19 protein-coding genes are annotated in these 23731 nt (G+C 71.8%); 13 read left to right on the top strand and 6 right to left on the bottom strand.

What is annotated here, in order from left to right:
• Positions 1–117: 117 nt before the first annotated feature.
• Complete coding sequence (locus tag Vau01_RS33990; RefSeq protein ID WP_204001214.1) at positions 118–2001, top strand: N-acetylmuramoyl-L-alanine amidase; 1884 nt, start codon at positions 118–120, stop codon at positions 1999–2001.
• Here Vau01_RS33990 and Vau01_RS33985 read toward each other — a convergent pair.
• Genes Vau01_RS33985 through Vau01_RS33975 form a run of 3 tightly spaced genes read right to left on the bottom strand, consistent with a single transcriptional unit; the run spans position 1985 to position 3958 of the window.
• Positions 1985–2344 carry a hypothetical protein gene (locus Vau01_RS33985; RefSeq protein WP_204001211.1) on the bottom strand — a complete coding sequence of 120 codons (360 nt, stop codon included), beginning with the start codon at positions 2342–2344 and terminating at the stop codon, positions 1985–1987. The two genes, Vau01_RS33990 and Vau01_RS33985, sit on opposite strands and share 17 nt — an antisense overlap.
• Positions 2341–2946 (bottom strand): PadR family transcriptional regulator, encoded by a 606-nt coding sequence (locus Vau01_RS33980; protein WP_204001208.1) that lies wholly within the window; start codon positions 2944–2946, stop codon positions 2341–2343. Before Vau01_RS33980 ends, Vau01_RS33985 begins: the two co-directional genes overlap by 4 nt.
• A 37-nt stretch (positions 2947–2983) precedes the next feature.
• Positions 2984–3958 carry an Lrp/AsnC family transcriptional regulator gene (locus Vau01_RS33975; protein ID WP_204001206.1) on the bottom strand — a complete coding sequence of 325 codons (975 nt, stop codon included), beginning with the start codon at positions 3956–3958 and terminating at the stop codon, positions 2984–2986.
• An 84-nt stretch (positions 3959–4042) separates the two neighbouring features.
• On the opposite strand from Vau01_RS33975, the gene Vau01_RS33970 reads away from it, so the two are divergent.
• From Vau01_RS33970 to Vau01_RS33960, 3 genes are all read left to right on the top strand, one after another.
• A complete protein-coding gene (locus Vau01_RS33970) occupies positions 4043–5557 on the top strand; it encodes an MFS transporter (RefSeq protein WP_204001203.1) in 1515 nt (504 codons plus the stop codon).
• 6 nt (positions 5558–5563) lie between these two features.
• The gene (locus Vau01_RS33965) at positions 5564–6496 is read left to right on the top strand and encodes a hypothetical protein (protein WP_204001200.1); all 933 of its coding nucleotides are present in this window, start codon (positions 5564–5566) and stop codon (positions 6494–6496) included.
• 97 nt (positions 6497–6593) lie between these two features.
• Complete coding sequence (locus Vau01_RS33960; RefSeq protein WP_204001198.1) at positions 6594–8171, top strand: hypothetical protein; 1578 nt, start codon at positions 6594–6596, stop codon at positions 8169–8171.
• A 9-nt stretch (positions 8172–8180) separates the two neighbouring features.
• On the opposite strand, the gene Vau01_RS33955 is transcribed toward Vau01_RS33960, so the two are convergent.
• Positions 8181–8603 carry a VOC family protein gene (locus Vau01_RS33955; RefSeq protein WP_204001196.1) on the bottom strand — a complete coding sequence of 141 codons (423 nt, stop codon included), beginning with the start codon at positions 8601–8603 and terminating at the stop codon, positions 8181–8183.
• Between the two features lie 178 nt (positions 8604–8781).
• On the opposite strand from Vau01_RS33955, the gene Vau01_RS33950 reads away from it, so the two are divergent.
• Positions 8782–9195 carry a VOC family protein gene (locus Vau01_RS33950; RefSeq protein ID WP_204001561.1) on the top strand — a complete coding sequence of 138 codons (414 nt, stop codon included), beginning with the start codon at positions 8782–8784 and terminating at the stop codon, positions 9193–9195.
• Positions 9196–10832: 1637 nt separating this feature from the next.
• Here the strand turns inward: Vau01_RS33950 and Vau01_RS33945 are convergent.
• Together Vau01_RS33945 and Vau01_RS33940 are read right to left on the bottom strand one after the other, a co-directional pair.
• Entirely contained in the window at positions 10833–13952 is a 3120-nt protein-coding gene (locus tag Vau01_RS33945; RefSeq protein ID WP_204001194.1) for a right-handed parallel beta-helix repeat-containing protein, read from the bottom strand.
• A gap of 324 nt (positions 13953–14276) precedes the next feature.
• Positions 14277–15251 carry a peptidoglycan-binding protein gene (locus tag Vau01_RS33940; protein WP_204001192.1) on the bottom strand — a complete coding sequence of 325 codons (975 nt, stop codon included), beginning with the start codon at positions 15249–15251 and terminating at the stop codon, positions 14277–14279.
• A gap of 197 nt (positions 15252–15448) precedes the next feature.
• On the opposite strand from Vau01_RS33940, the gene Vau01_RS33935 reads away from it, so the two are divergent.
• From Vau01_RS33935 to Vau01_RS33900, 8 genes are all read left to right on the top strand, one after another.
• Positions 15449–16222 carry a 3-hydroxybutyrate dehydrogenase gene (locus tag Vau01_RS33935; protein ID WP_239152065.1) on the top strand — a complete coding sequence of 258 codons (774 nt, stop codon included), beginning with the start codon at positions 15449–15451 and terminating at the stop codon, positions 16220–16222.
• 72 nt (positions 16223–16294) lie between these two features.
• Positions 16295–18193, top strand: a complete 1899-nt coding sequence (locus Vau01_RS33930; RefSeq protein WP_204001559.1) for a helix-turn-helix domain-containing protein — start codon at positions 16295–16297, stop codon at positions 18191–18193.
• Between the two features lie 110 nt (positions 18194–18303).
• Complete coding sequence (locus Vau01_RS33925) at positions 18304–19509, top strand: substrate-binding domain-containing protein (protein ID WP_204001188.1); 1206 nt, start codon at positions 18304–18306, stop codon at positions 19507–19509.
• Positions 19510–19520: 11 nt separating this feature from the next.
• Positions 19521–20249: an ABC transporter ATP-binding protein gene (locus Vau01_RS33920; protein WP_239152064.1), complete on the top strand. Its 729-nt coding sequence runs from the start codon at positions 19521–19523 to the stop codon at positions 20247–20249.
• Complete coding sequence (locus Vau01_RS33915) at positions 20246–20929, top strand: ABC transporter ATP-binding protein (RefSeq protein ID WP_204001184.1); 684 nt, start codon at positions 20246–20248, stop codon at positions 20927–20929. Before Vau01_RS33920 ends, Vau01_RS33915 begins: the two co-directional genes overlap by 4 nt.
• Positions 20926–21810 (top strand): branched-chain amino acid ABC transporter permease, encoded by an 885-nt coding sequence (locus tag Vau01_RS33910; RefSeq protein ID WP_204001181.1) that lies wholly within the window; start codon positions 20926–20928, stop codon positions 21808–21810. Before Vau01_RS33915 ends, Vau01_RS33910 begins: the two co-directional genes overlap by 4 nt.
• Positions 21807–22847, top strand: coding sequence for a branched-chain amino acid ABC transporter permease (locus Vau01_RS33905; protein ID WP_204001179.1), 1041 nt, complete (start codon positions 21807–21809; stop codon positions 22845–22847). Before Vau01_RS33910 ends, Vau01_RS33905 begins: the two co-directional genes overlap by 4 nt.
• The gene (locus tag Vau01_RS33900; RefSeq protein WP_204001177.1) at positions 22844–23713 is read left to right on the top strand and encodes an alpha/beta hydrolase; all 870 of its coding nucleotides are present in this window, start codon (positions 22844–22846) and stop codon (positions 23711–23713) included. Before Vau01_RS33905 ends, Vau01_RS33900 begins: the two co-directional genes overlap by 4 nt.
• Positions 23714–23731 lie beyond the last annotated feature (18 nt).

Raw genomic sequence — 23731 nt, 5'->3', positions numbered from 1 at the left:
GCGCAGGAGTTTACGGCGCGGCTTGACGGTGCGGCTTGACGACGCCGATCGATGCCGCGAGGATCACAACACCGGTCATCAATCAACATCTATCCACACGATCGAATAGAGGTTGGGATGCGCGCAGCCACCCGGACCGCCACCGCGGCCGTGATCGTCCTCCTCGCCGGCACGGTCGGTCCGGGACCGGCCATGGCCGCGCCCGCCGACAGCCGCCAGCTGGCGTACCGCACCGCCGCCGGGGACTTCGACGTGCCGGAGAGCGTGCTGCTCGCCGTCTCCTATCTGCAGTCGCGGTGGGACACCAATGCCGGGACCCCGAGCACCGTCGGGGGTTACGGACCGATGCACCTCACCGACGTCCAATCGACGACCGCGCGGCCCGACGGCCCGGCGGCGGCGGATCCGCGCGGGGACGCGGCGCGGCCGGCCCTGGTTCCGGCCCCCGCACCGAGAACCACGGCGACGCAGAGCCTCGACCGCGCGGCCGCGCTGACCGGCCTCGACCCGCAGGCGCTGCGCACCGACCCGACCGCCAACATCCGGGGCGGCGCCGCGCTGCTCGCCCGGTACCAACGCGAACTCGGCGCGCCGCTGTCGACCGACCCCGCCGACTGGTACGGCGCGGTGGCCCGCTATCCGGGCGTCGGCGAGGCCGACGGGGCGTTCGCCGACGAGGTGTACGCCGTGCTCGCCGAGGGCGTCACCCGGACCACCGACGACGGCCACCCGCTGCGCCTCGCGGCCACCCGGGTCGAACCGCACCGGTCACCGACCCGCCCCCGGAGCGACGGCGTGGAGTGCCCGGTAACCCTGTCGTGCGAATGGATCCCGGCGCCCTACCAGCAGACCGGACCCGCGCCGAACAACTACGGCAACCACGACCTGAGCGACCGGCCGGCCCGCCAGAAGATCGAGTACATCGTCATCCACGACACCGAGACCTCGTACGACGACACCATCCGGCTCGTGCAGGACCCCACCTACGTGTCGTGGAACTACACGATCCGCTCCGCCGACGGCCACACCGCCCAGCACGTCAAGGCGAAGGACGCCGCGTGGCACGCCGGCAACTGGTACGTCAACGCCAAGGCGATCGGCATCGAGCACGAGGGCTACGCGGCGCAGGGCACCTGGTTCACCGAGGCGATGTACCGCAGTTCGGCCAAGCTGGTGCGGTATCTGGCGCTGCGCAACGGGATCCCGCTCGACCGTACACACATCATCGGGCACGACAACGTTCCCGGGACGCTGCCGACCACCGTGCGCGGCATGCACTGGGACCCGGGCCCGTACTGGGACTGGAACCACTACTTCGACCTGTTGCACGCGCCGCTGGCCGTCCCCGTGGTTCCGCGCGGTGGCACCGTCGTCATCGACCCGGACCTGCGGACCAACAAGCCGCGGTTCACCGGATGCGACACCGACGGGACGTGCCCGGCGCGCGGCTCGTCGGCGGTCGTCCTGCACAGCGCGCCGAGCGACACCGCGCCGCTCGTCAAGGACCTCGGGCTGCACCCGGACGGGACACCGTCCACAATGGACATCTCCGACCACGGCGCGCGGGCCAGTGCCGGGCAACGGTTCGCGGTGGCCGACCGCCGGGGCGACTGGACCGCGATCTGGTACCTCGGACAGGTCGCCTGGTTCCGCAACCCGCGCTCCGCGCCGACGGCCACACCGTCGTTCGGTCTGGTGGTGACGCCGAAACCGGGCCGCGCCACCGTTCCCGTGTACGGCCGGGCCTACCCGGAGCAGGCCGCCTACCCCGAAGGCGTTCCGTACCAGGCCGTGACGCCGCTCCAGTACACGTTCTCGGCCGGCGAACGGTACACGGTGGGCAACCTCCTGCCGTCGGAGTACTACCGGGCCACGACGTTCGCGGGCACCTCTCCGGGCGACTGGACCGTCATCCGCGGCGCGACGAGGTACGTCCAGATCCAGTTCGGGCACCGGATCATGTTCGTCAACCGCGACGACGTTCTCATCCTGCCGTCCTGAGCCGGTCCTCCACCTGCCGGGCCAGGCCGGCGACGCCGTCGCGGACCGTTGCGCGGTAACCGATGAAGAACCGGTTCGCCATGGGCACCGCCCAGGCGGACCGGCGGGCGATGTTGAACACGCGGTAGGTGAGCGTGGTGCGGCTCCCGTCCGGTTCGGCGCTGATCTCGCCGCGGTACCACCAGTGCCCCTGGAAGCCGACGGTGCCGGGCCGATGGTCGACGTCGACGTATCCTCGGCCGCCCCCGAGGAACGTGTCGACCACCCAGCCGTCGTCGATCAGGGCACGGACGGACCCGACCGGTGCGTCCACGGTCGCGTGGGCCTCGTACAGCAGTTTCACGGCGGCTCCTCGAGCAGGTGGTCGACACCGGCGATGGCGTCCGGCGTTCCGGGCCAGGTGAGCCGTCCGGCGTCGAGGTCGGCGATGATCCGCGACACCCACGCGCGCTCGGCGGCGAGCCGGCTCGCCTCGTACTCGGTCTCCAGCAACAGGATCCGGGGAAGGTCGGGCAGCCCGGCCAGGGCGGACCGCGCGGCCTTCGCCCGCCGGTCCAGGTCCCCGCGACGCTCACGGAGGAGACCGGCGACGGTGACCGGTGGCAGGCAGCCGGCGAACGTCAGCGCCGCCGTGAACAGGGTCGAGTCGGGATCCGGTTCGCGCAGCAGCCGGGCCACCCACTCGTCGAGGCGGGCCCGGCCCCGGTCGGCGAGCGCGTAGACGGTGCGCTCGGGCCGCCCGGCGTCCCTCGTCGCGCCGACCGTCCGGATGTCGCCGGCGGCGACCAGCCGGTTGACCGCGTGGTAGAGGCTGCGCGGCAGCCCGGCGACGAACGTCTTGTGGGTCTTCTCGATCAGCAGCAGCATCTCGTACGTGTGCCGCGGCCCGGTGAGCAGCAGGGCGAGCGCCGTCAACGCCACCAGATCCCGGTCCGCTTTCCTCACTAGTGCAGTCTGCACTAGTGCACTCTGCAATAGCAACTCACACGAGCAGGGCGCCCGCGCTCTTCACCCGCCGCACGACCGGCGCCGCCTCGGCCGCGGACACGCCCCGCAGCGAACCGACGCCGGTCGCCAGGTAGTCGTACAACTCGCCGAGGTCGCGGCACGCGACCGCCGCGGAGATGTTGGCCGGTCCGGTCATGGCGGCGGCGTAGGCGATCTGCGGATGCCGGGCAAGAGCATCGGTGACGCGCGTGAGCGCCGACGGCACGACCGTCAGCCACAGCATCGCCTCGGCGTGGTAGCCGAACAGCCGCGGCTCGGTGTCGACGTCGAAGTAAAGGACGCCGGTGCGGCGCAGGTCGTCGAGGCGGCGCCGGACGGTCGTCTCGGCGGACCGGGTCGCGGCGGCGAGGTCGGGGATGCTCGCCCGGCCGTCCCTGGCCAGGGCGGCCAACAGGTGGTGATCGGTCGGGCCGAGAGCGACCGGCGCGGTCGGCGGCGTTGTCTCGGACCATTCGGGACGCAGCGCCGCGACCTCGGCCGGCCCCAGCGCGGCGGTGCGGCCCGGCCATCCGTTGACGCCGGCCACCGAGCGCAGCGTGCAGTGCGCGGTGACGTCGGTGATCCGGGGCGTCCGGGGCAGCTTCTGCAGCAGCAGTTCGCCGTCCTCGCTCTGGGCGCGGGTTCGGGTGATGCAGGTGATCTCGGTGCCGCCGGAGAGCACGGTGACCCAGGACGTGTCGGCGCGGCGGGCGAGCGCCGTCGAGAGCGGGACGGCGGCGTCGGGTGCGCAGCGCATCCGCACCAGCCAGTCGACGTGGCCGAGCGCCGCCGCGTGCGGCAGGCCGACGACGCGCAGCACGCCGGCCAGGCGCAGCCGCCGGTAGCGGCGGGCGATCGTGCGGTCGGAGGTGCCGAGGGCGTCGGCGATCCGGCTGAACGCGGCCCGTCCGTCGATCTGCAGGGCGTGGACCAGTTGCCGGTCCAGGACGTCCAGCGTGAGTGGATCCACCGTCTCACGCTAGCATCGTGTCGGAATCCGCCGAATTGCCGTCGGTTGACGCCGGTAGTCGGGCGCTCTCGGCAGGCTGCCGCCATGCGCAAATGGTTGCCCCTGCTCGCGGTGTCGCTGAGCACGTTCATGCTGCTGGTCGACATGACCATCGTCTCGGTGGCCGTGCCGGCCCTCTCCCGCGACCTGCACTCGTCGTTCGCCGCCCTGCAGTGGACCGTCGACCTGTACGTCCTCGTGCTCGCCGCGCTGCTCATGGCGTCCGGTTCGCTGTCGGACCGGCTCGGGCACCGGCGGGTGTTCATCGTCGGCCTGGTGGTCTTCGCCGTCGCCTCGTTGGCGTGCGGGCTGGCGTCGGGCACCGGCATGCTCATCGCCGCGCGCGGCGTACAGGGCGCCGGCGGTGCGGCGATGTACGCCACGAACGCCGCCCTGCTGACCGCCATCTACACGGGCCGCGACAGGTCGGTGGCGTTCGGCGTGTGGGGCGCGGCCAACGGTGCGGCGGCTGCGGCCGGCCCGGTCCTCGGTGGCCTGCTGACCGAGCACGTCGGCTGGCGCTCGATCTTCCTGGTCAACCTGCCGGTCGCGGTCGCCGCGGTGGTGCTGGCGCGGCTGTCGGTGCCCGGCCGGCCCGGGCGCGCGTCCAACCGTCTCGACCTTCCCGGCGTCACCACCTTCACCGTCGCGGTCTCCCTGGTGGTGTACGGCCTGATCCGGGCCGGCTCGCACGGCTGGTCCGACCGCGTGACGCTCGGCCCGCTCGCCGCCGGCGCGGTGACGGGCGTCGTGTTCGTCCTGATCGAACGGTCGCGTCCCGACCCGATGCTCGACCTGCGGCTGTTCCGCCGCCCGGCGTTCACCGTGCTGATGGTCGGCGCGGCCGCGCTGACCGCGTCCGCGTTCGCCAACCTCGTCTTCGTCTCGGTGTGGGCCCAGACGGTGCTGGGACTCAGCGCGATGGGCACCGGTCTCGTCCTCGCGCCGATGGCCGTGGTCGCGTTCGTCGTCGCCGGCGCGGGCGGCCGCCTCCTGCACCACGTCCCGGCCCGGCACACGATCGGCTGGGGACTGCTGCTCATCGCCGCCGGTACCGGACTGTGCACGCTGGTCGACGCCGACAGCGGCTGGGCGGCGCTGATTCCGGGCCTGTGCGTCACCGGCCTCGGCGTCGGCCTGTGCACGCCGGTGCTCGCCTCGGCCGCCCTCGCCGCGGCACCGCCCGACCGGGCCGGAATGGCCAACGGCGCGTCGAACACGTTCCGCCAGCTCGGTTTCGCCGTCGCCCTGCCGGCCGTCGCCACGCTGATCGCCGGTCGCGCGTCCGATGTTCTCGCCGCCACCGGCGCGCTCCCGGACCCCGACGCGGCCGCCCGCCTCCTCACCGGCGGCGGCCACCGGGGCCTGGCCGACCGCGTACCGGCCGACGTGCTGCGGGCCGCCTACGCCGCCGGCCTCGACCGCGTCTTCCTGGTGAGCGCCGTGCTGGCCGCGGCCGCCGGCGCCGCCACCCTGCTCTTCCTCCGCACGCCGGTCACCGACCGCGCACCGGCCACCGGTCCTGGCTATCCTGCCGTTGTTCATATCGACCAGAGATGAGACGCGATGCCCACGGTGCCCGAGCAGTCGACCGAAGACGAGCAGCGGGACCTGGTCGACGCCATCCGCCGGGAGCTGATCGCCACCGCACCGGCCGGCTGGAAACGCTTCGACATCAAGGCCTGCTTCGTCATCGGGGTCAGCGACCTGTCCGCCATGGTGCTCAACAGGGAACATACGACGGTCGCGTGGGCCATGCCCTTTCCCTTCCTGGTTCAGAAGCATCTGAGCCGGCTGCGGCAGCTCATGTACGTCCCCGGGCGCGGAACGTGGTTCTCGGCCCGGCTGCTGCTCGACGGGCGGGACCTCAGCATCATCTACAACGACGAGCACGACCCGAACTGGAAGCCCGGGATCGCACCCGGCGAGTGGGTGCGTGATCTGGAGTGGTACCCGCGTGACCCCGAGCATGTTCCGGACTGGCTCCGTGGCTACCTGCGCGACGCGGGCGCGCCGGTGCCGCCGGTGCCGCCGGTGCGCCGGACCCCACCGCCGGAACCGCTCGACACGCACGAGCAGCAGCGGCTGCTCGATGCCCTGGTCGACCGGTTCGTGCACGAGTTGCCGACGCACTTCGAGAGCGCCCATGTCAGCGTCGTCGCGTACGGCGACTACCTCGTCACCGCCGGCACGATGATGTCCGCGATCGCGCCGGGCAGCATCACGTCGGTCGCCGTACCGCCCGACATCGACGACCGGTTCCGGCAACTCCGCGCGGCCATGTACCGTCCGGGCGAGGGCGCATGGCTGTACCTCGACGTGTACGTCACGTTCCCCGACGTGTACTCGACCGAGTACAAGTGGTCCTGGGACGAGCTGCGCCGGCCACCCGAGCTGGCCGACTGCGCGAAAGAACTCGAACGGTTCCCCCGCGACCCCGAGCACATACCGCCGTGGATCCGCGCGGCGCTGGCGACGGACCGGACCCCGCCGGCCTGAGGCCGAACCGCCCCGAAAGCGCCGCGCAACTGCGACGACAGCGACCGTCACTACCCTTCTGCCGGCTGCGCCCCCGGTGGCGCGCGGAGGGGGATCGGTGGCACGACGCAAGCGGTTGACGACGAGGCTGGCGGTGGGCGCCGCGATGGTGTTGGTGACGGGCGTCCAGTTGACGGTCACGGCGACCGCGAACGCGGTGGACCGGGACGCGATGGTCATCATGAGCGGTTTCTCCGACACCTTCGACGGCGCGGTGAGCCTGGACCCGTCGTACGGCCTGAACGACTCGCTGGCGGGTCGGCAGAAGGGCAACCGCCGGGGCGCCACCTACACCCGCACCTCCGGTCGCTGGAACAGCAACCAGCCGCCGGCGCCGACGTCCTCGCGGGTCAACCAAGCCGACCATCCCGGCGCGCTGACGTTCTTCGACGGCCACTCGGCGGTCCGGCTGGACGCACCCGTGCAGGTCGGCGTCCTCGGTGCCATCAACGTCCGCACCATTGTCGACCCGGTCACCGGCGACACCACGTCCGGGCAGTGGGCGTCCGTGGTGCTGTCCGCCGACCGGGACAACTCGGGCTACGTCACCAATGCCGCGGTGGACCTGGGGGTGATCGTCCGCTCCGACGGGCGGGCCACGGTGTTCCACGCCGGTACCGCGGTCGGTTCGACCACCGCCCGGCCGGACGCGAACGGTCGCTTCACCGTCACCGTCGCCACCCGGTCGGGCTCCCGGACCGCGAAGGTGACCGTGAACGACACCGTCCTCACCGCGCCGATGGATCGGGCGTTCCCCGCCTCGCCCACGCTGTTCCTCGGCGCCTACCTCGACGACCCCGGTGCGCGGACGTCCTTCTACGGACTGTCGGTGTCGGACCTGAACATGTCCGGGTTGGCGCCGCCGATCGGCTCCGGGCCGGACCACTTCGGCTACTTCGGCGCCCGATTCCCTCCCGGGCCGAGTCACGTGGCCGATGTCCGGGGACGCAGCACGGTCTCCTACATCAGCATCAGCGACCTCACCGGGTACGCGACCGACGTGTTCGACGACTGCGCGGAGAACTCGTGCGTGGTGTACACCGGCTGGGAGTTCTTCACCGGCTGTCCCGGCCCGCCGAGCCCGTGCGATCTGTACCCGAACTACCGGGACCGGTGGCGGCGGCTGGCCGCGGCGGTCGAGCCTCATCTGGCCAAGGTGGCGGCCTTCTATCTGCTCGACGAGCCGTATCACCGCGGGGCCTCGCCGGACGAGGTGGCCGCCGCCGCCACCGAGATCAAGGCGACCTTCGACAAGCCCGTGATGCTGGTCGAGGCCGGCTACAAGGTCCCGACCATCACGGTTCCGGACAACGTCGACTGGGTCGGCTTCGACGACTACTGCAAGCCGATCGGTGAGATCGAGTCGATCCTGCGGACGCTGATCGACCGGACCCCGGGCGGCCAGCGGCTGTTTCTCATGCCGCAGGCGGCGCCCCTGCCCAGTTGCCCGTCCCGGCACCGTACCGACGCCGAACTCGCGCAGCTCCAGTGGGACTACGCGAATCTGGCGGAGCGGTATCCGCGGGTGGGCGGCCTGATGACGTTCGGCCTCTGGGTGGAGGGGACGCAGCCTCCGCAGCTACCGCGCACGATCGACGCGCACGAGCGGATCGCCGCCCGGACGATCGCCCGCTGATCCCCGTGCTCAGCCCTTGCCGTTCTCCGTCAGGATCTCGACGTAGTGCGGGTTGTACATGATTCCCAGCACGTTGCCGAACGGATCGACCACGGAGGCCGACACGAACCCCGAGTCGCCGTGGTTGACGATCGGCTGATACTCCTTGGCGCCCATCGACAGCAGCTTGGTGAACGTCGCCTCGATGTCGTCGACGTGCCAGTGCATGATCGCCCCGCCCGGCTCCGTCGCGGCGTTCGACGGCTGCCAGTTGCGGTGGACCAGACCCAGCTCGTCCTGGAACTCACCGAGCCGGAACTCGACGTATCCGGGGCTGCCGTCGGGGCCGGGCCGCTCGAAATACGGCTCGACGCCGAGCAGCTCCGCGTACCAACGCGTCGCCGCCGTCAGATCGTCGGCCCAGTAGTTGATGGTGGCGAATCCTCGAAGCATTGTGGTTCCTTTTCTCTACACCGGCTTTCGCGGCGAGTCGCCACGCTAGAGGGCCGGCCTCTCGTCGCGCTGTCGTCGGACTTTCCCGAGGTCGATCAGGAATCAAGAAGCACCGGACGGTAGCCGCGCCTAACGTGATTCCTGTGTGCATCACCAGTCAGCACAAGGGAGACAGGAAATGAAGGCGAACATCAGCTCGGTGCTCCTCGGCGTCCGGGACATGGCCCGGGCCAAGCAGTTCTACACGGAGGGCCTCGGCTGGAAGGTGAAGGACGACTACGGCGTCTCGGTGTTCTTCGAGTCGGACACGGGCTCGATCGTCGGTTTCTACGGCCGCGACGGCCTGGCCGACCAGGTGGGCACGAGCCCGGAGGGCAGCGGCTTCAGCGGGCTGGTCCTCACCTACGTCGTCCGGAGTGAGAAGCGGGTCGACGAGATTCTCGCGGAGGCGGAGAAGGCCGGCGCGACGATCCTCAAGCCCGCCGGCGACCTGCCGTGGGGCGGGTACGGCGGCACGTTCGCCGACCCGGACGGCTACATCTGGAGCCTCGGCTACAGCGGCCACTCGACGGATCAGGCGTACGCCGAATAGTGGTGGACACCGCGGGTTCGGCGTCGACACGCGACCGTGTCGGCGCCGAACCGGGTGCGTCAGTCGACCACCGGGCGGGGGCGGATGTTGTCCGACGCGACGAAGCGGCGGAAGTAGCGGGCGGTCTTGTTCTCCCACGGTGGGCTCTTGTCGACGGTGCCGGCGTCGCCGCCCCCATTTGCCGGGGAAGCCACGGATCGCCAGTGCGGCGCGCAGGTCCGGCTCGTCCTGGTAGATGTTGACGCTGGTGCGGATGTCCGACAGGGGCGTCACCTCGATGCGCTTGTCGAACTGCAGCGAGCCGGGTGCGGGCGGCTGCGGGCCGATCGAGGCGCCGTTGTCGGAGGTCTCGTCCTCGGCGTCGACGAAGTGTTCGAGGATGCCGGCGAGGATCGCGGCCACCGGTAGCGCCAACGTGAGCGTGCCCACGACGATCAGCCAGTCCGGCAGGTGCAGCGGAAGGTCGGTGGCGACGTCCTCGAAGTCGAGGATGTCGTGGCTGCCGGCGGTGAGGTAGGTGGCGTGGCTGCCGGGCGCCACGTACACCAACAGGTCGTCGCGGGCCCGGTCGCGGTCCAGCGGCAGGCGTTTCATCGAGTCGATGCCCTGGAACTCCTCGTGCGCCGCGGTGATCACGGTGTGCGGCACGACGTCGTCGACGCCGATCCGGCCGGCGGCGAACGACTCCAGGTCCCGCCGTTCGAACACCACGCAGCAGCCCTCGACGTCGCCCTCGTGCTCGTTCTCGAACGGCGCCGTCCCGTACTCCTTGTAGTCGTTGAACGCGTAGACGAGGTAGTACTCCAGGAACACGAACTGGCGCACCGCGTCCCATGCCTTCTCGACGAAGTGCCACCCGTCCGGAATCCCGGCCAGCGCGGCCCGCTCCCCCGCGTCGTCGCCGGCCTCGTGGGCGGCGATCAGCGCACGGAGGATCTCCCGCATCCGGAATCTCGGGAACCGGACGCGCGTGGTCCGGTCGTCGGGCGCGAAGAACGACTCCTCGGCGTCGAACCCGGACCAGATCGCGTCGATCGGCCGGCCCCGACCGGCCAGCGGCTCCGGCAGGTCGTCGAGTTCCAGTTCGTGCTTGAGCGCCTCCAGCAGGAACCGCAGTTCCGCGCGGACCGTCATCGGCAGGTGCCGGGGGACCCGCGGGTCACCCGGCGCCGGTTCCCCCGCGCCCGCCACGGTCACACTCGCACCGAAGAACTCCCGCCCGGCACCGAGCCGCGCACCGTACGTGTAGACCCCGCTGCGACCCAGCGCGTCGAGGTCGTCCAGGCCGTCGGCGGCGTCGGCGCCGGAGCCGAGCACCCGCCGGGCGGTGCTGAGCGCGGCGTGCACCACCGGCGGTTCGAACAACTCGAACACCGGTTGGCCGTCGGGCCGAACGGTGGTCAGCACGGACACCCGGAACTCGTCCTGCGCGCCCTCCGGCAGCTCCGCGAAGATCTCCGCCGGCACGGTCAACAGGTCGGGGAGGTCCACCGGGTGGAACCGCTCGCGTTCGTGGAACCGCACCTCGGGGAACCAGGCCTCGGCCAGCGCCACCGCCTGTTCGTGGGTCAACGGTCCGGTCAGGTTGTGCCCGCGCGCCTCCGCGAACGCGGTGAAGTCGGCGAAATCGACCATTGTCAGCGTCCTCCTCGAACGGCCTGCGCCCGTTGCCACGCCTGCCCGAACAGGGCGGCCAGCGGTGCCAGGACCTCGGCGTTGGCGTCACGGACGGGTTGGAACGCCTGCCGGCACGCCGGGTCGATGCCGTCGGCGAGCCCGTTCAGTTCGGCGACGAGCGCGGCGTACCCGGCCGGGTCGTCGGCGGCGAGGGAGTCGAAGAAGTCGCCGATCCGGCGGGAGAACGTGTCGGCGGCGGCCGGTTCGCGGGTACCGAGGAACGTGTCGAACGCGCGGGCGGCGTCCACGGCCGCGGCGTGCGCGGCCGCCGAGGCGGGCGAGAACGGCCCGGGCGACTGCCCGCGCCACGACGTCGTGGTCGAGGCGATGAACCGGGACATGAACGCCTGGGTACGCGCCCGCATCTGCTCGTGCACCCGCCGGGCCTGTGCCACGCATCCGGCGGGCGGCGGTGCGCAGCCGATGTACAGCGGCACCTGGACGTCGAGGTCGCGGCGGGAGTCGTCGCGGCGCAGGAACTTCAGGTACACCCGCCGGACCAGGAAGCGTGGCCCGCTCGGCAGCACCTGCGGGTACTTCCCGACGTCGACGCCGCCCAGCTCGACGCTCCGGCCGACCGCGACGCCCGGCTCGTACGCGCGCAACCGCCCGTCACAGAACAGGTGCAGCTGGCCGTGCGTGTGCCAGCGCAGTCGCAGCCGGGTGGGCCGCTGCAGGGACACGTCGAGGACGCCGAGGTCGACCGGGTCGCCGTCCACCAACACGGTGACGCCGGTGCGGACCGTGCCCGGTACGACGACGTTCTCGTGGCTGACGCGGAGCGCTAGCCGGTCGTCGTCGATCGACACGATCGGCATCCGGACGACGGCTCCCGGCTGCGGCAGGTACAGCACGTCGACGCCGAGGTCGACGCCGATGACGTCGCCCGGCGGCTGCTCGAACCGGTACCCGACCGAGCGGCCGAACCCGGTCAGGAGGCCGCGGTCGGCCGGATCCGGTGTCGGCCGGATCACCCGTTCGCCCGGCGGCAGCACGGTCAGCTCGCCGGGCAGCGCCCTGATGTTGCCGAGGTCGCCGTCGAGGAACTCGTGCAGCAGCGCCGGTTTCCAGACGCCGGCCGTCGGTCGCCTCGGCCGGATCGCCGGTGCGCCCGGCGCGGCCGGGAACGACCGGCATCCGTCGACACCCACGTCGAGCGGGTCGCCGGTGCGCGGGTAGCAGCCGATGTCGGGGTTGTCGAGGTCCGGTCGGAACGGATCGAGCGCGCCGAGGTCGGCCGGCAGCCGCACGCCCGCGCCGAGCACCGGACTCGTGTCGGCCGGGCGCAGGTCGTCGTCGTCACGCGGCCGGCCGGTCCGGTTGATCCGGCGGAACCCCGGCTCGGCGAGGAGGCTGTTCGCCTCGTACCCGGGCCGGTACCGGCGGCGGCTCTGCTCGAACAGCACACTCGCCCGCAACCGCTCCAGGTCGGCGAACGTGCCCGCGCGGAACCGCTCGCCGTCGAGCTCGTACGCCAGATACCGCAACGGATCGCGGGTCGCCACGCCGAACCGGTGGTACAGGTTGCCGTCGGTGGGACCCGGGAACGACGGCGGCGGCACGAACGTCAGCGCGATGTCCGCCTCCGGCCCCGGATTGACCGCGACGAACACGTTGTTGAACGAGCGCCGCGGAGACTCGCCGTCGGTGTCGCGGTAGTGCAGGAACGACGCCTGCCCGCGCTGGTCGAAGCAGAGCACGGTGTTGTGGAACAGGTCGTGCGGGCCGAGTGCCGCACCCGCGCCGGTGTGCAGTTGGCCGAAGCGCCACACCTCGGCGTCACCCGGACGGCGCGGCCGGAACCCCCGGGTGCGGCCGCGCAGGTCGACCAGGTTGCGGTAGAGGTACCACCGGGTGGTCCGGTTGTGCGCGGAGAAGCTGAACGCGGTCAACGCCCGGGTGATGACGTTCTGGTGGATCCGCGTCGACGTCACCGCGCCGTCGGTTCCGCCGTCGAATCCCAGCGCCAGCGCGTCGTCCTGCATGTTGTTGATCCAGTTGTGGTGGAACGACACCTCCTGGCCGCTGAGGACGACGTTGTGCCCGTTGAGGAACTCGCAGTGGTGGATCTCGACGGTCCGGTCGCCCGGGTTGCCCAGCAGCAGCGTGTCGCTCGTCCGGTCGCTCAGGTTGTTCGCGACCACCTCGTCGCCGTCGAGAAAGCGGTACCCGGCGGTGCGGTCGGTCCGGAAGGTCCACGTCGGGACGCCGCCGACGAACTGGCAGTGCGCGAACACGACGTCGGTGGTGCCACCCGTCCGCACGCCCCGGGTGCCCGCCCGGATCCGGACGTGGTCGAACGTGACGTGGTCGGACCCGGTGAGGACGATCGTGTTGTCGCCGCCGTGCATGACCGTCAGGTTCTCGAACCGCAGCCGACCCGACCCGCGCACCTGCAGCGTGGTCATGTCCTTCGGGCTGATCGCCAGCGGCACCCGGCGCGGATCGGTCTCCTCCGTGTAGTCGACGACCTCCGGCACGTTGTTGTGGGTGTGGGCGAGGCGGATGTGCACCCGGCCGGTCGCCTGGTCGAAGAACAGGCCGGGACCCATGTAGACCCACGGCAGCCGGTGCCCGAGCGGGTTTCCGTCCTCGTCGGTGGCGGCCGGTCCCGGCCGCGGGTCGGCGTCGTCGACGATCGGCTCGAACGTCTCGTTGGACGCCCGCAGGTCGTTGAGGTTCGAGTAGGTCAGCAACCGCGTGTACGGGTTACGGTCCAGGAACGCCCCGCGGTTGACGAGGTCGCCGGTGAACACGGTCGCCGAGACGTACTCGTCGTCGCGTGCGTCCGGGTCGACCCGCCGGGCGGGGATCCAGTCGTCGTCGTTGGCGCGCGTGCGGAACGCCCTGACCGCGCCGTCGAGGTACGCGTGCTCCCCCGGGTACGACCGGATGACGATCGGATCGTCGGCGCTCCCCCGCACGCCGACGACGTCGACGGGTCCGATGTGGACACCGTTGCGCAGGTTGAGCACGTCACCGGCGACGAGCCCGCGGGCACCCCGGGAGACGGTACGGAACGGTCGCTCGAACGTCCCCGGATTGGTGTCGTTTCCCGAGTTGCTGACGTAGTACTCCACGGTTCCCCCATTCACGCCGATCGCGACGGACGCTATTGGAGGAGAAGCGGCGGACCTACCGCTATGTCTCTTATCGGCCACACCCCTGCAACCACCGGCCACCGCCCGTCCCCGCCGTCCCGCGCGAGTCGATCTTGCAGTTGTGGTGGGCCACAAAGAGTGGCAAATGCGGGCGAACAAGGCACCACAACTGCAAGATCGACGCCGGCGGGCGGCTCACGGTTGTCGATCTTGCAGTTGTGCCCGCCCTTTCGCCGGAATTCGCCCGTTTTTCGGCGGACACAACTGCAAGATCAGCGGCATTGGGTCCACTGTGGACCCGTCCTACAGGTGGCCGTCCTCGTAGTACGGCTCCGCGAAGGAGGTGTAGAAGCAGCCGGTCGTCGGCAGGGTCGCCGGGTTCGGCGGCGTCCGGCCGTCGTAGATCGCCAGCAGGAACGACTGCGGGCAGCGGCTGGTGGACGGGGTCTTGATCCCGATGTGCAGGTGCGGACCGGTGGAGTTGCCGGTGTTGCCGGTGTAGCCGACGAGTTGTCCGGCCGACACCGTGGCACCCGACGTCGCCACCCAGTTCGACAGGTGGCAGTAGATGTAGCGGATGCCGTTGGACGTGATGATGATGCCGCGTCCGCAGGAGCTGTCGTCGACCCGCGACACGGTGCCGCCGGTGATCGCGTACGCCGACGTGCCGGAGCCGACCGGGAGGTCGAGGGCCGGGTAGTCGTGGTGCGGGTCGTCGTACTCGCTGCGGGGCAGCGCGCTCTTCGCCAGCGGCAGCGCGAACTGACCGCCGTAGGCGACCAGCCACTGCCACGTCTCCACGTCCACCGTGGACCCCGACGACGCGGCGCCGCGGGCGGTCTTGAACGAGGTGACCGCGGCGGCCGTGCCCGGACCGAAGATGCCGTCGACGTCGACGCCGAACCCGTGCCGGTTGAGCTGACCCTGGATCGCGCGCACGTGGTCGCCGGTGGCGCCCTCCGCGGCCGGCACCACGAGTTTCACCCACGTGAGCGGGCCGACGTAACCGTCGTTGGTGAGGCCGTTGGCGCTCTGGAACGCCCGGACGGCCGCGTCGGTGCCGGGTCCGAAGATTCCGTCGGCGGTCACGCTCGTGGCGCCCCGTTGGCGCAGCAGCAGTTGCGCCGTCGTGACGGTGATTCCGGAATCGCCCTCGTTGATCGTGGGCCAGGTGGGCGGTGCGGCCGACGCCGGTGCGCCCGGCGCCAACAACACCACGATGCCGGCCAGCGTCGCGACGAGGGTCGCGGTCACGCGGCGCAGCAGGCTTGTGGACATAGACGTCCTTCCCCGTTGTATTGATGGATGCCTCTGTAAGGCAAAGAATTCCTACCACGAGAAGATCGATGAAGGAAGATATTGACGAAGCTCTAAGCCTGACCGAAGGAGATGGACGGGAGAACCACGGCCGGCCGCCGGTTTGTGTGAGTCGCGCACATGGTCGGCGGTCGGCGGCCACCGCTACCGTCCGTCGCGTGTCCACACCACTCGCGGGCCGGGCCGCGCTCGTCACCGGTGCGGCCAGTGGCATCGGCCTGGCCACCGCGCGGCACCTGGCCGCGGCCGGTGCCGCGGTGCTGGTGGCCGACATCGACGCGGACGGCGCGAAACGGGTCGCCGGGGAGCTCGGCGGTGCCGCCTGGATCGCCGACCTCGCGGACCTCGACGCGGTCGACCGGCTCGGCGACTTCCTCGCCGCCAACCGGTTCCCGGCCCCGGACATCCTGGTCAACAACGCCGGTCTCCAGCACGTCGCGCCGATCGAGCGGTTCCCGCCGGAGCGGTTCGGCCGGTTGCTGCGCGTGATGCTGGAGGCGCCGTTCCGGCTGGTCCGGCAGGTGCTGCCGGCCATGTACGAGCGCGGTTTCGGGCGGGTCGTGAACATCTCGTCGGTGCACGGGCTGCGCGCGTCCCCGTACAAGGCCGCCTACGTGGCGGCCAAGCACGGCCTGGAGGGGCTGTCGAAGGTGATCGCCCTGGAGGGCGCGGCGCACGGCGTCACGTCGAACTGCATCAACCCGGCGTACGTGCGGACCCCGCTCGTCGAGGACCAGATCGCGGACCAGGCGGCGGCGCACGGCATCAGCGCCGACGAGGTCGTCGAGCGGATCATGCTGGCGCCGGCGGCGGTCAAGCGGCTGATCGAGCCCGCGGAGGTCGCGGAGCTCGTCGGGTACCTGTGCTCACCGGCCGCCGCGTCGATCACCGGTGCGTCGCTGGCCATGGACGGCGGGTGGACCGCACACTGACATATCCCGGCGGAGGAGGTGGTGGCAGCGGACACCCGTGAGCCCGGCGCATCGGCCGAGGCGTTCCTGGAGATGCTGGTGCGGGAGGCACCGCGGGTCGAGTTCGACCGCCCGCTGCTGGAGGCCCGCGCGGTCGGTGCCTCCGCCGACGCACTGGCGGCGCTCGACCGCGCCCGCGAACTGGCGCTGGAGGTCCGGGCCCTGCTGGACCGGCGCCGCCGGCGCGAGGCGGAGCTGTCGGCCCTGTTCGACACCGTCGCCGACCTCGCGACGCTGCGCGACCTCGACGCGGTGCTGGAGGCGATCGTGCGCCGGGCGCGCAAGCTGCTCGACACCGACGTCACCTACATGACGCTCAACGACCCGGACCGCGGCGACACGTACATGCGGGTCACCGACGGGTCGGTGTCGGCCCGGTTCCAGCGCCTGCGGCTGCCGATGGGCGCCGGACTCGGCGGGCTCGCCGCCCAGCTCGCCACGCCGTTCACCACGTCGTCGTACCTCGGTGACCCGCGGTTCCGCCACACCGAGGAGATCGACACGGCGGTGCAGGAGGAGGGCATCGTCGCGATCCTGGGCGTGCCGATGCGGCTCGGTGCCCGGGTGGTCGGCGTCCTGTACGCCGCGAACCGGACCGCCCGGCCGTTCGAGCGGCCCGAGATCGCGCTGCTGACCTCGCTCGCCGCGCACGCGGCCGTCGCCATCGACAACACCCGCCTGCTCACCGAGACCCGGGCGGCGCTCGCGGAACTGGGTACCGCCAACACGCTCAGCCGGGAGCACAGCCTCGCCATCGAGCGGGCCGCCGACGCCCACGACCGACTCGCCGGCCTGGTGCTGCGCGGCGTCGACGTCCGCGAACTCGCCACCACGGTCGCCGAACTGCTGGGCGGCGCCATCATCGTGCTCGACGCGGGTGGGCGCCGTCTGGTCACCGTCGGCGACATTTCCGACGCGGTCTCCGACGCCGCCCTCGCCGAGGCGGTCGCCGAGGCGCGCGTGCAGGGCCGGGCGGTGCGGCGCGGTGACCTGCGCGTGGCCGCCGTCGGTGCCGGCGGCGAGCCGCTGTGCGCGCTCGCGCTGTGCGTCCCGGGCGAGCTGTCAGAGACCGACGAGCGGACGCTGGAGCGGGCCGCCGTGGTCACCGCGCTGCTCCTGCTCGTGCGCCGGAGCGTCACCGACACCGAGAGCCGCGTGCGCGGCGAACTGCTGGAGGACCTCGTCGTCGGGCGCGGCGACGACCCCGCGGTGGTGCTGGAACGGGCCCGCCGGCTCGGCGTCGACCTGGACCGCCCGCACGTGGTCGTGGTCTTCTCGGCGGAGGCCCGGTACCGCCAGCGGGCGTCGTCGTGGGCGGCGGGCCAGGCGTCGGCGCGCGGTGGCCTCGCCGGCCGCCACGACGGCGACGGTGTGCTGCTGCTTCCCGGCAATGACACCAGCGGGGCCTCCGGCTCGCCCGGCTCCCCTGGCTCCCCCGGCGACGAGGCCCGCCGGGTCGCGCGCGAACTCGGTGCCGTCCTCGGCTCGCCGGTGACCGCCGGCGGCGCCGGACCGGTCGGGCCGGACGAGGTCGCCGCCGCCTACGTCGAGGCGGCCCGCTGCGTCTCGGCGCTGCGGACCCTCGGCCGCACGGGCGACGGGGTCAGCGCCGCCGACCTCGGCTTCGTCGGCCTGCTGCTGGGCCAGGACAACGACATCACCACGTTTCTCGCGGCGACCATCGGGCCGGTGCTGGAGTACGACGCGCGGCGCCGCACGGCGCTCGCCGACACCCTGCGGGCGTACTTCGACACCGGCAGCAGCCCGGCCCGGGCGGCCGAGCGGCTGCACGTCCACGTGAACACGGTCAACCAGCGGCTCGACCGGATCAGCCAGTTGCTCGGCACCCGCTGGCAACGGCCGGACCACGCGCTGGAGGTGCAGCTCGCGCTGAAACTGCACGCGTTGCGCGCGAGCCTGCCCGGGACGTGACGCTCCCACATACCGGCGTGCCGATATGTGGGTCCGGCGTACGTATGGCGCGCGTCACCGCTCTCCTAGCCTGGCCGCATACGTCCCCCGCGTACGAGAAGAGGTTCCCCATGCCTGGGCATCACGGTCGCGCGTTACTCGCCGCGGCGACGGCCCTGCTGGCCGCGCTCGCCGGGTCGCTTACAGGGTGCGGGAGCCCGGAGAAGGCCGCCACGGATGACACCGGGAGCAGCGCGCCGCTGAAGGTCGGGCTCGTGTACTCCAAGACGGGCCCCCTGGCGTCCTACGGCAAGCAGTACCTCGAAGGGTTCAAGGCCGGGCTCGACTACGCCACCGAGGGCACGAACAAGGTCGGCAAGCGCCCGGTCGAGGTCACCGAGGCCGACGACGCCGGCGATCCGGCCAAGGCCGTGTCGGCGGCGAAGGACCTGATCGGGCAGGGCTTCACGGTGCTGGCCGGCTCGACCGCGTCCGGGGTCGCCGTCCAGGTCGCGCCGCTGGCCGCGCAGAACCAGGTACTGTTCATCTCCGGGCCGGCCGCCACCGACGCGATCACCGGGGTCAACGGCAACACGTTCCGGTCCGGACGCCAGACCTGGCAGGACATCCGGACGGCGGCGAGCTTCCTGGGCGACACCGCCGGCAAGAAGGTGACGGTGTTCGCGCAGGACTCCGCGTTCGGACAGGCCAACGTGACGGCCGTGCAAACGGTCCTCGGCGGCGCCGGTGCCACCGTCGACAAGTTGCTGGTACCGGCGAGCGCCACCGACCTGACCCCGTTCGCCAGCCAGGTCAAGGCGCAGGCACCGAACCTGCTGTTCGTCGCGTGGGCCGGGCAGACCGCGCAGGCCATGTGGACCGCGCTCGGACAGCAGGGCGTCTTCGACAGCACCACCGTCGTCACCGGCCTCGACATCACGGCGACCTGGCCCACGTACGGACCGGTGGCGCAGAAGGTCAGCTTCCTCTCGCACTACTTCGCGGGCGCGGCCGGCACCGAGGTGGAGAAGGCGATGACCGAGCGGGTCACGAAGGCCGGCGGCACCGTCGACCTGTTCACGGTGGACGGCTTCACCGCGGCGCAGATGGTGGTGCGGGCGGGCGGTCACGACGACGTGCCGGGGATGATCAGGTCGTTGGAGGGCTGGTCGTTCGACGGCGTCAAGGGCACGGTGACGGTCCGGGCCGAGGACCACGCGCTGTTGCAGCCGATGTTCCAGGTGAAGCTGACCGGCAGCGCGACCGCGCCCACGGCCACGCTGGTGAAGAAGCTCGACGCCGACGCGGTCGCACCGCCGATCGCGGCCAAGAAGTGAGCGTCTTATCGGTGCGGGGTCTCACGTGGACGGTCGGGAGCACCCGGATCGTCGACGACGTGACGTTCGACGTGGCCGACGGCGAGTTCGTCGCGGTCATCGGGCCGAACGGCGCCGGCAAGACCTCGCTGTTCAACCTGATCTCCGGGCTGATCCGGCCGACCGCCGGCTCGGTGACGCTCGACGGGGTCGACCTCACCGCCGCCCCGCCGCACCGGCGCGCGCGGCTCGGGCTCGGGCGCACGTTCCAGTCCTCCAGCGTCTTTCCCGCCCTCACCGTGCGGGAGAACGTCCGGATCGCCGCCGCCAGCCGCGGGAGTTGCCTGCGGCTGTGGCGGCGGGCCTCGGCGGACCGCGCGGCGTCGTCGGCCGCGGAGGCCGCGCTCGACGACGTGGGCCTCTCTTCTCACGCGGCTGACCTCGCCGGAACCCTGTCGCACGGCGACAAGCGCAAGCTGGAACTGGCCGTGCTGCTGGCGACCGAGCCGCGGATCATGCTGCTCGACGAGCCGATGGCCGGCGTCGCGACCGGCGACGTGCCCGCGTTGACCGAGCTGATCCGGGAGATCCACCGGGCGGGGCGACCGGTGCTGATGGTGGAGCACCACATGGAGGTGCTGCTCGGCCTCGCCGACCGGGTCGCGGTGATGCACCACGGCGCGCTGCTGGCGATCGACACGCCGGCGCGGGTCATGGACGACGAGACGGTGCAGCACGCGTACGTGGGAGAGCCTCTGTGATCGAACTGTCCCATGTGGACGTCCACATCGGAGGGTCGCATCTGGTGCGCGACGTGAGCTTCACCGTCCCCTCGACCGGGGTGACGGCGCTGCTCGGCCGCAACGGCGCCGGCAAGACGACGACGCTGCGTGCGATCCTCGGCCTGGTCCCCCGCACCGGGTCGATCACCCTCGACGGTTTCGACATCTCGCGGCTGCCCACCCACGCGATCGTGCGCCGCGGAGTCGGCTACGTGCCGGAGGACCGCGGCGTGTTCGCCGGGCTCACGGTCGCCGAGAACCTGCGGCTCGCCGAGCGCGGGGTGCCCCGCTACGACGTGGTCCACGAGATCTTCCCGGAGCTCGCCACGCGGGCCGGCCAACGGGCCGGCACGCTTTCCGGCGGCCAGCAGCAGATGCTCGCCATCGGGCGCTGCCTGCTCGCCGGCAACCGCATCCTGCTGGTCGACGAACCCACCAAGGGGCTCGCCCCGCGGATCGTCAGCGAGGTGGCGCAGGTGCTCGAACGGGTCGCCGCCACGGTGCCGATCCTGCTGGTCGAGCAGAACCTGCCGCTGGTCGCCCGGCTCGCCGGCCCGGCGGTCGTGATCGAGCAGGGCCGCGTCGTCCACAGTGGACCGACCGCGGAGCTCCTTGCCGACGCGGGCCGCACCAGGGCGCTGCTGGGGGTGGGTCGGTGAGCACGGTGGTGCTGCTGTTCCTGACCGGGCTCGGCCTGGCCGCGCTCTACTTCCTCGTCGCCGCCGGCCTGTCCCTCATCTTCGGGCTCGCCGACGTGCTCAACTTCGCGCACGGCATCTTCCTCGCGGCCGGTGCGTACGGCACCTGGTGGGCCGCCGCGCACCTGCCCGGGGCGGGAGCCGAAGGGTTCGGCTTCCTGCTCGCCGTCGCGTTCGGGGTGCTCGCGGGTGCGGTGCTCGCGGTGCTCGTCGAGCTGGTGCTGATCCGGCCGCTCTACGCGCGTCCCATTCACCAGGTTCTCGTGACGGTCGGGCTGAGCCTAGCCGGGGTCGCGCTGCTGCGGGCGTGGTGGGGCGCGGACCCGCTGACGTTCCCGCGCCCGTCGTGGACCCGTGGGACCACGCGGGTGCTCGGCGCCACCGTGCCGAACGACCGGTTCCTGTTGGTGTTCGCGGCGCTGCTGGTGCTGGGCGCGCTGCTTCTGCTGTTGAAGCGCACCCGGCTCGGGCTCGTCATCCGGGCCGGCGTCGAGGACCGGTCGATGGTCACCGCGCTGGGCATCGACGTGCGGATCGCGTTCACCGCCGTGTTCGCCATCGGTGGCGCGGCGGCGGCGCTCGCGGGCGCGCTCGCCGGCGTCTACTTCGGCAACGTCTCGCCGGGGCAGGGCACGTCGCTGCTCATCTTCGCGTTCATCGTCGTCGTCATCGGCGGGATGGGTTCGATCACCGGCTCGGCGATGGCCGCCGTGCTGGTCGGGCTGGTGCAGCAGTTCGCCAACTACTACACCGTGTCCGGCGTCGGCGAGGCGTCGGTGGTGCTGTTGCTCGCGGTGCTGCTGCTGGTGCGGCCGCGCGGTCTGGTCGGGAGTATCGCGTGAAGCGGTGGGTGGTTCCGGTCGCGGTGGTGGCGGCGCTCGCGCTGGTTCCGTACTCCACAGTGGACGTTCCCGGCCTGTTGCCGGGCGCGCTCAACAGCCCGGGCAGCCTGCAACTGCTCGCGTTGTGCCTGCTGTTCGCCGGGTTCGCGCTGAGCTACGACCTGCTCTTCGGCCACACCGGACTGCTCTCCTTCGGGCACGCCCTGTACGTGGCCACCGGCACCTACACCACGAACATCGCGATCAGCCGGTGGGGCTGGTCGTTCGGTGCCGCGCTCGCGCTCACCGCCGTGGTCGGACTCGTGCTGCCCGCGCTGCTCGGCGCGCTCGCGTTGCGGGTCAACGGGATCGCGTTCGCGATGGTGACGCTCGCCTTCGCCGAGGTCGGCTCGATCGTCGTGCTGAGCGACCCGGGCGGGCTCACCGGCGGCGAGGAGGGGCTGTCGCTGGCCGCCGACCGGATACCGGGCATGCTCGTGGGGGTCGTGCACACGGCCAACCTGTACTGGCTGGCGCTCGCGTACGCGGTCGTGGTCGCTCTCGTGGTGCGGTGGGCGGTGGACTCGGAGCCGGGCAGGGTGTGGGCGGCCATCCGCGAGAACGAGCGGCGGGTGGAGGTGCTGGGCCTCGACCCGTACCGGTTCCGGCTGCTGTCGTACGTGCTCTCTGCTGTGCTCGCCACCGCGGGCGGCGTCGTGCACCTGTTGCTGCTCAGCGGGTCCACGCCGCAGACCACCATCTCGTCGTTCACCCTGGGCCTGCTCGTCATGGTGGTGCTCGGCGGTGCCGGTTCCCGGTGGGGCGCGCTGCTGGGCGGCGTGCTGTACACGTATCTCGACCATCGACTGTCCGGACTGTCCACATCGGACGGCCTGTCGGCACTGCCGGACGCGATCCGCAAGCCGCTGTCCGAGCCGCAGTTCGTGCTCGGGCTGCTGTTCATCGTCGCCGTGTATTTTCTGCCCCGTGGGATCGCCGGCGGGCTGCCGCCGGGCCTGCGCGACCGCCTCCGCCGTCGAAAGGCTCTCTCCCGATGAACAGCTTCACCGTCGAGGTTCCGGGTGGTGCCCTGGAGGTGCACCGGTGGCCGGCCCGGGAACCCGGCGCGCCGGTGGTGCTCGTTGTGCACGGGATCACCGCGAACGGACTGTCGTGGGGCCGCGTCGCCGAGCACCTCGACGGTCGGGTGACGCTGCTGGCGCCCGATCTGCGCGGTCGGGCCGGAAGCGCGGCGGTGTCGGGCTCCGCGGGCATCGCGCGGCACGCCGACGACCTGATCGCGGTGCTCGACCACGTCGGTGCCGACCGGGTGGTCGTCGCCGGGCACTCGATGGGCGCGTTCGTCGCCTGCGTCGCCGCGGTGCGCCACCCGTCGCGGGTGCGTTCGCTGGTTCTGGTCGACGGCGGCGTCGGCTTCCCCGTGCCCGACGGCGTCGACGTCGACGCGGTGCTCGCCGCCGTTCTCGGCCCGGCGATGGCCCGGTTGTCGATGACGTTCCCCGACGTCGAGGCGTACCACGCGTTCTGGCGCGACCATCCCGCGTTCGCCGGCCAGTGGTCGGCGGCGGTCGCGGCGTACGTCGAGCACGACCTGACCGGCGAGCCGCCGGCGCTGCGCTCGTCGTGCTCGCTCGACGCCGTGCGCGTCGACGGCACGGCGGTGATCCGCGACCCGGAGACCCTGACGGCGGTGCGCCGACTGCCGGTGCCCGCCGTGCTGCTGTGGGCCAGCCGTGGCCTGAGCAACGAGCCGCAGGGCCTCTACGACGCCGGACGGCTCGCCGCCGCCGGGCTCGACCCGGAGCGGGTGACGGCCTTCGAGGTCCCGGACACCAACCACTACAGCATCCTCATCGGCGACACCGGCGCGCGGGCGGTGGCGGCCCGGATCCTCGCCACATGACCGGGTCCGAACGTGTGC

The organism is Virgisporangium aurantiacum (assembly GCF_016863635.1).
GTDB classification, from domain to species: domain Bacteria; phylum Actinomycetota; class Actinomycetes; order Mycobacteriales; family Micromonosporaceae; genus Virgisporangium; species Virgisporangium aurantiacum.
The sequence above is the reverse complement of the archived record's forward strand: the minus strand, read 5'-3'. Positions and strand labels throughout refer to the sequence as shown.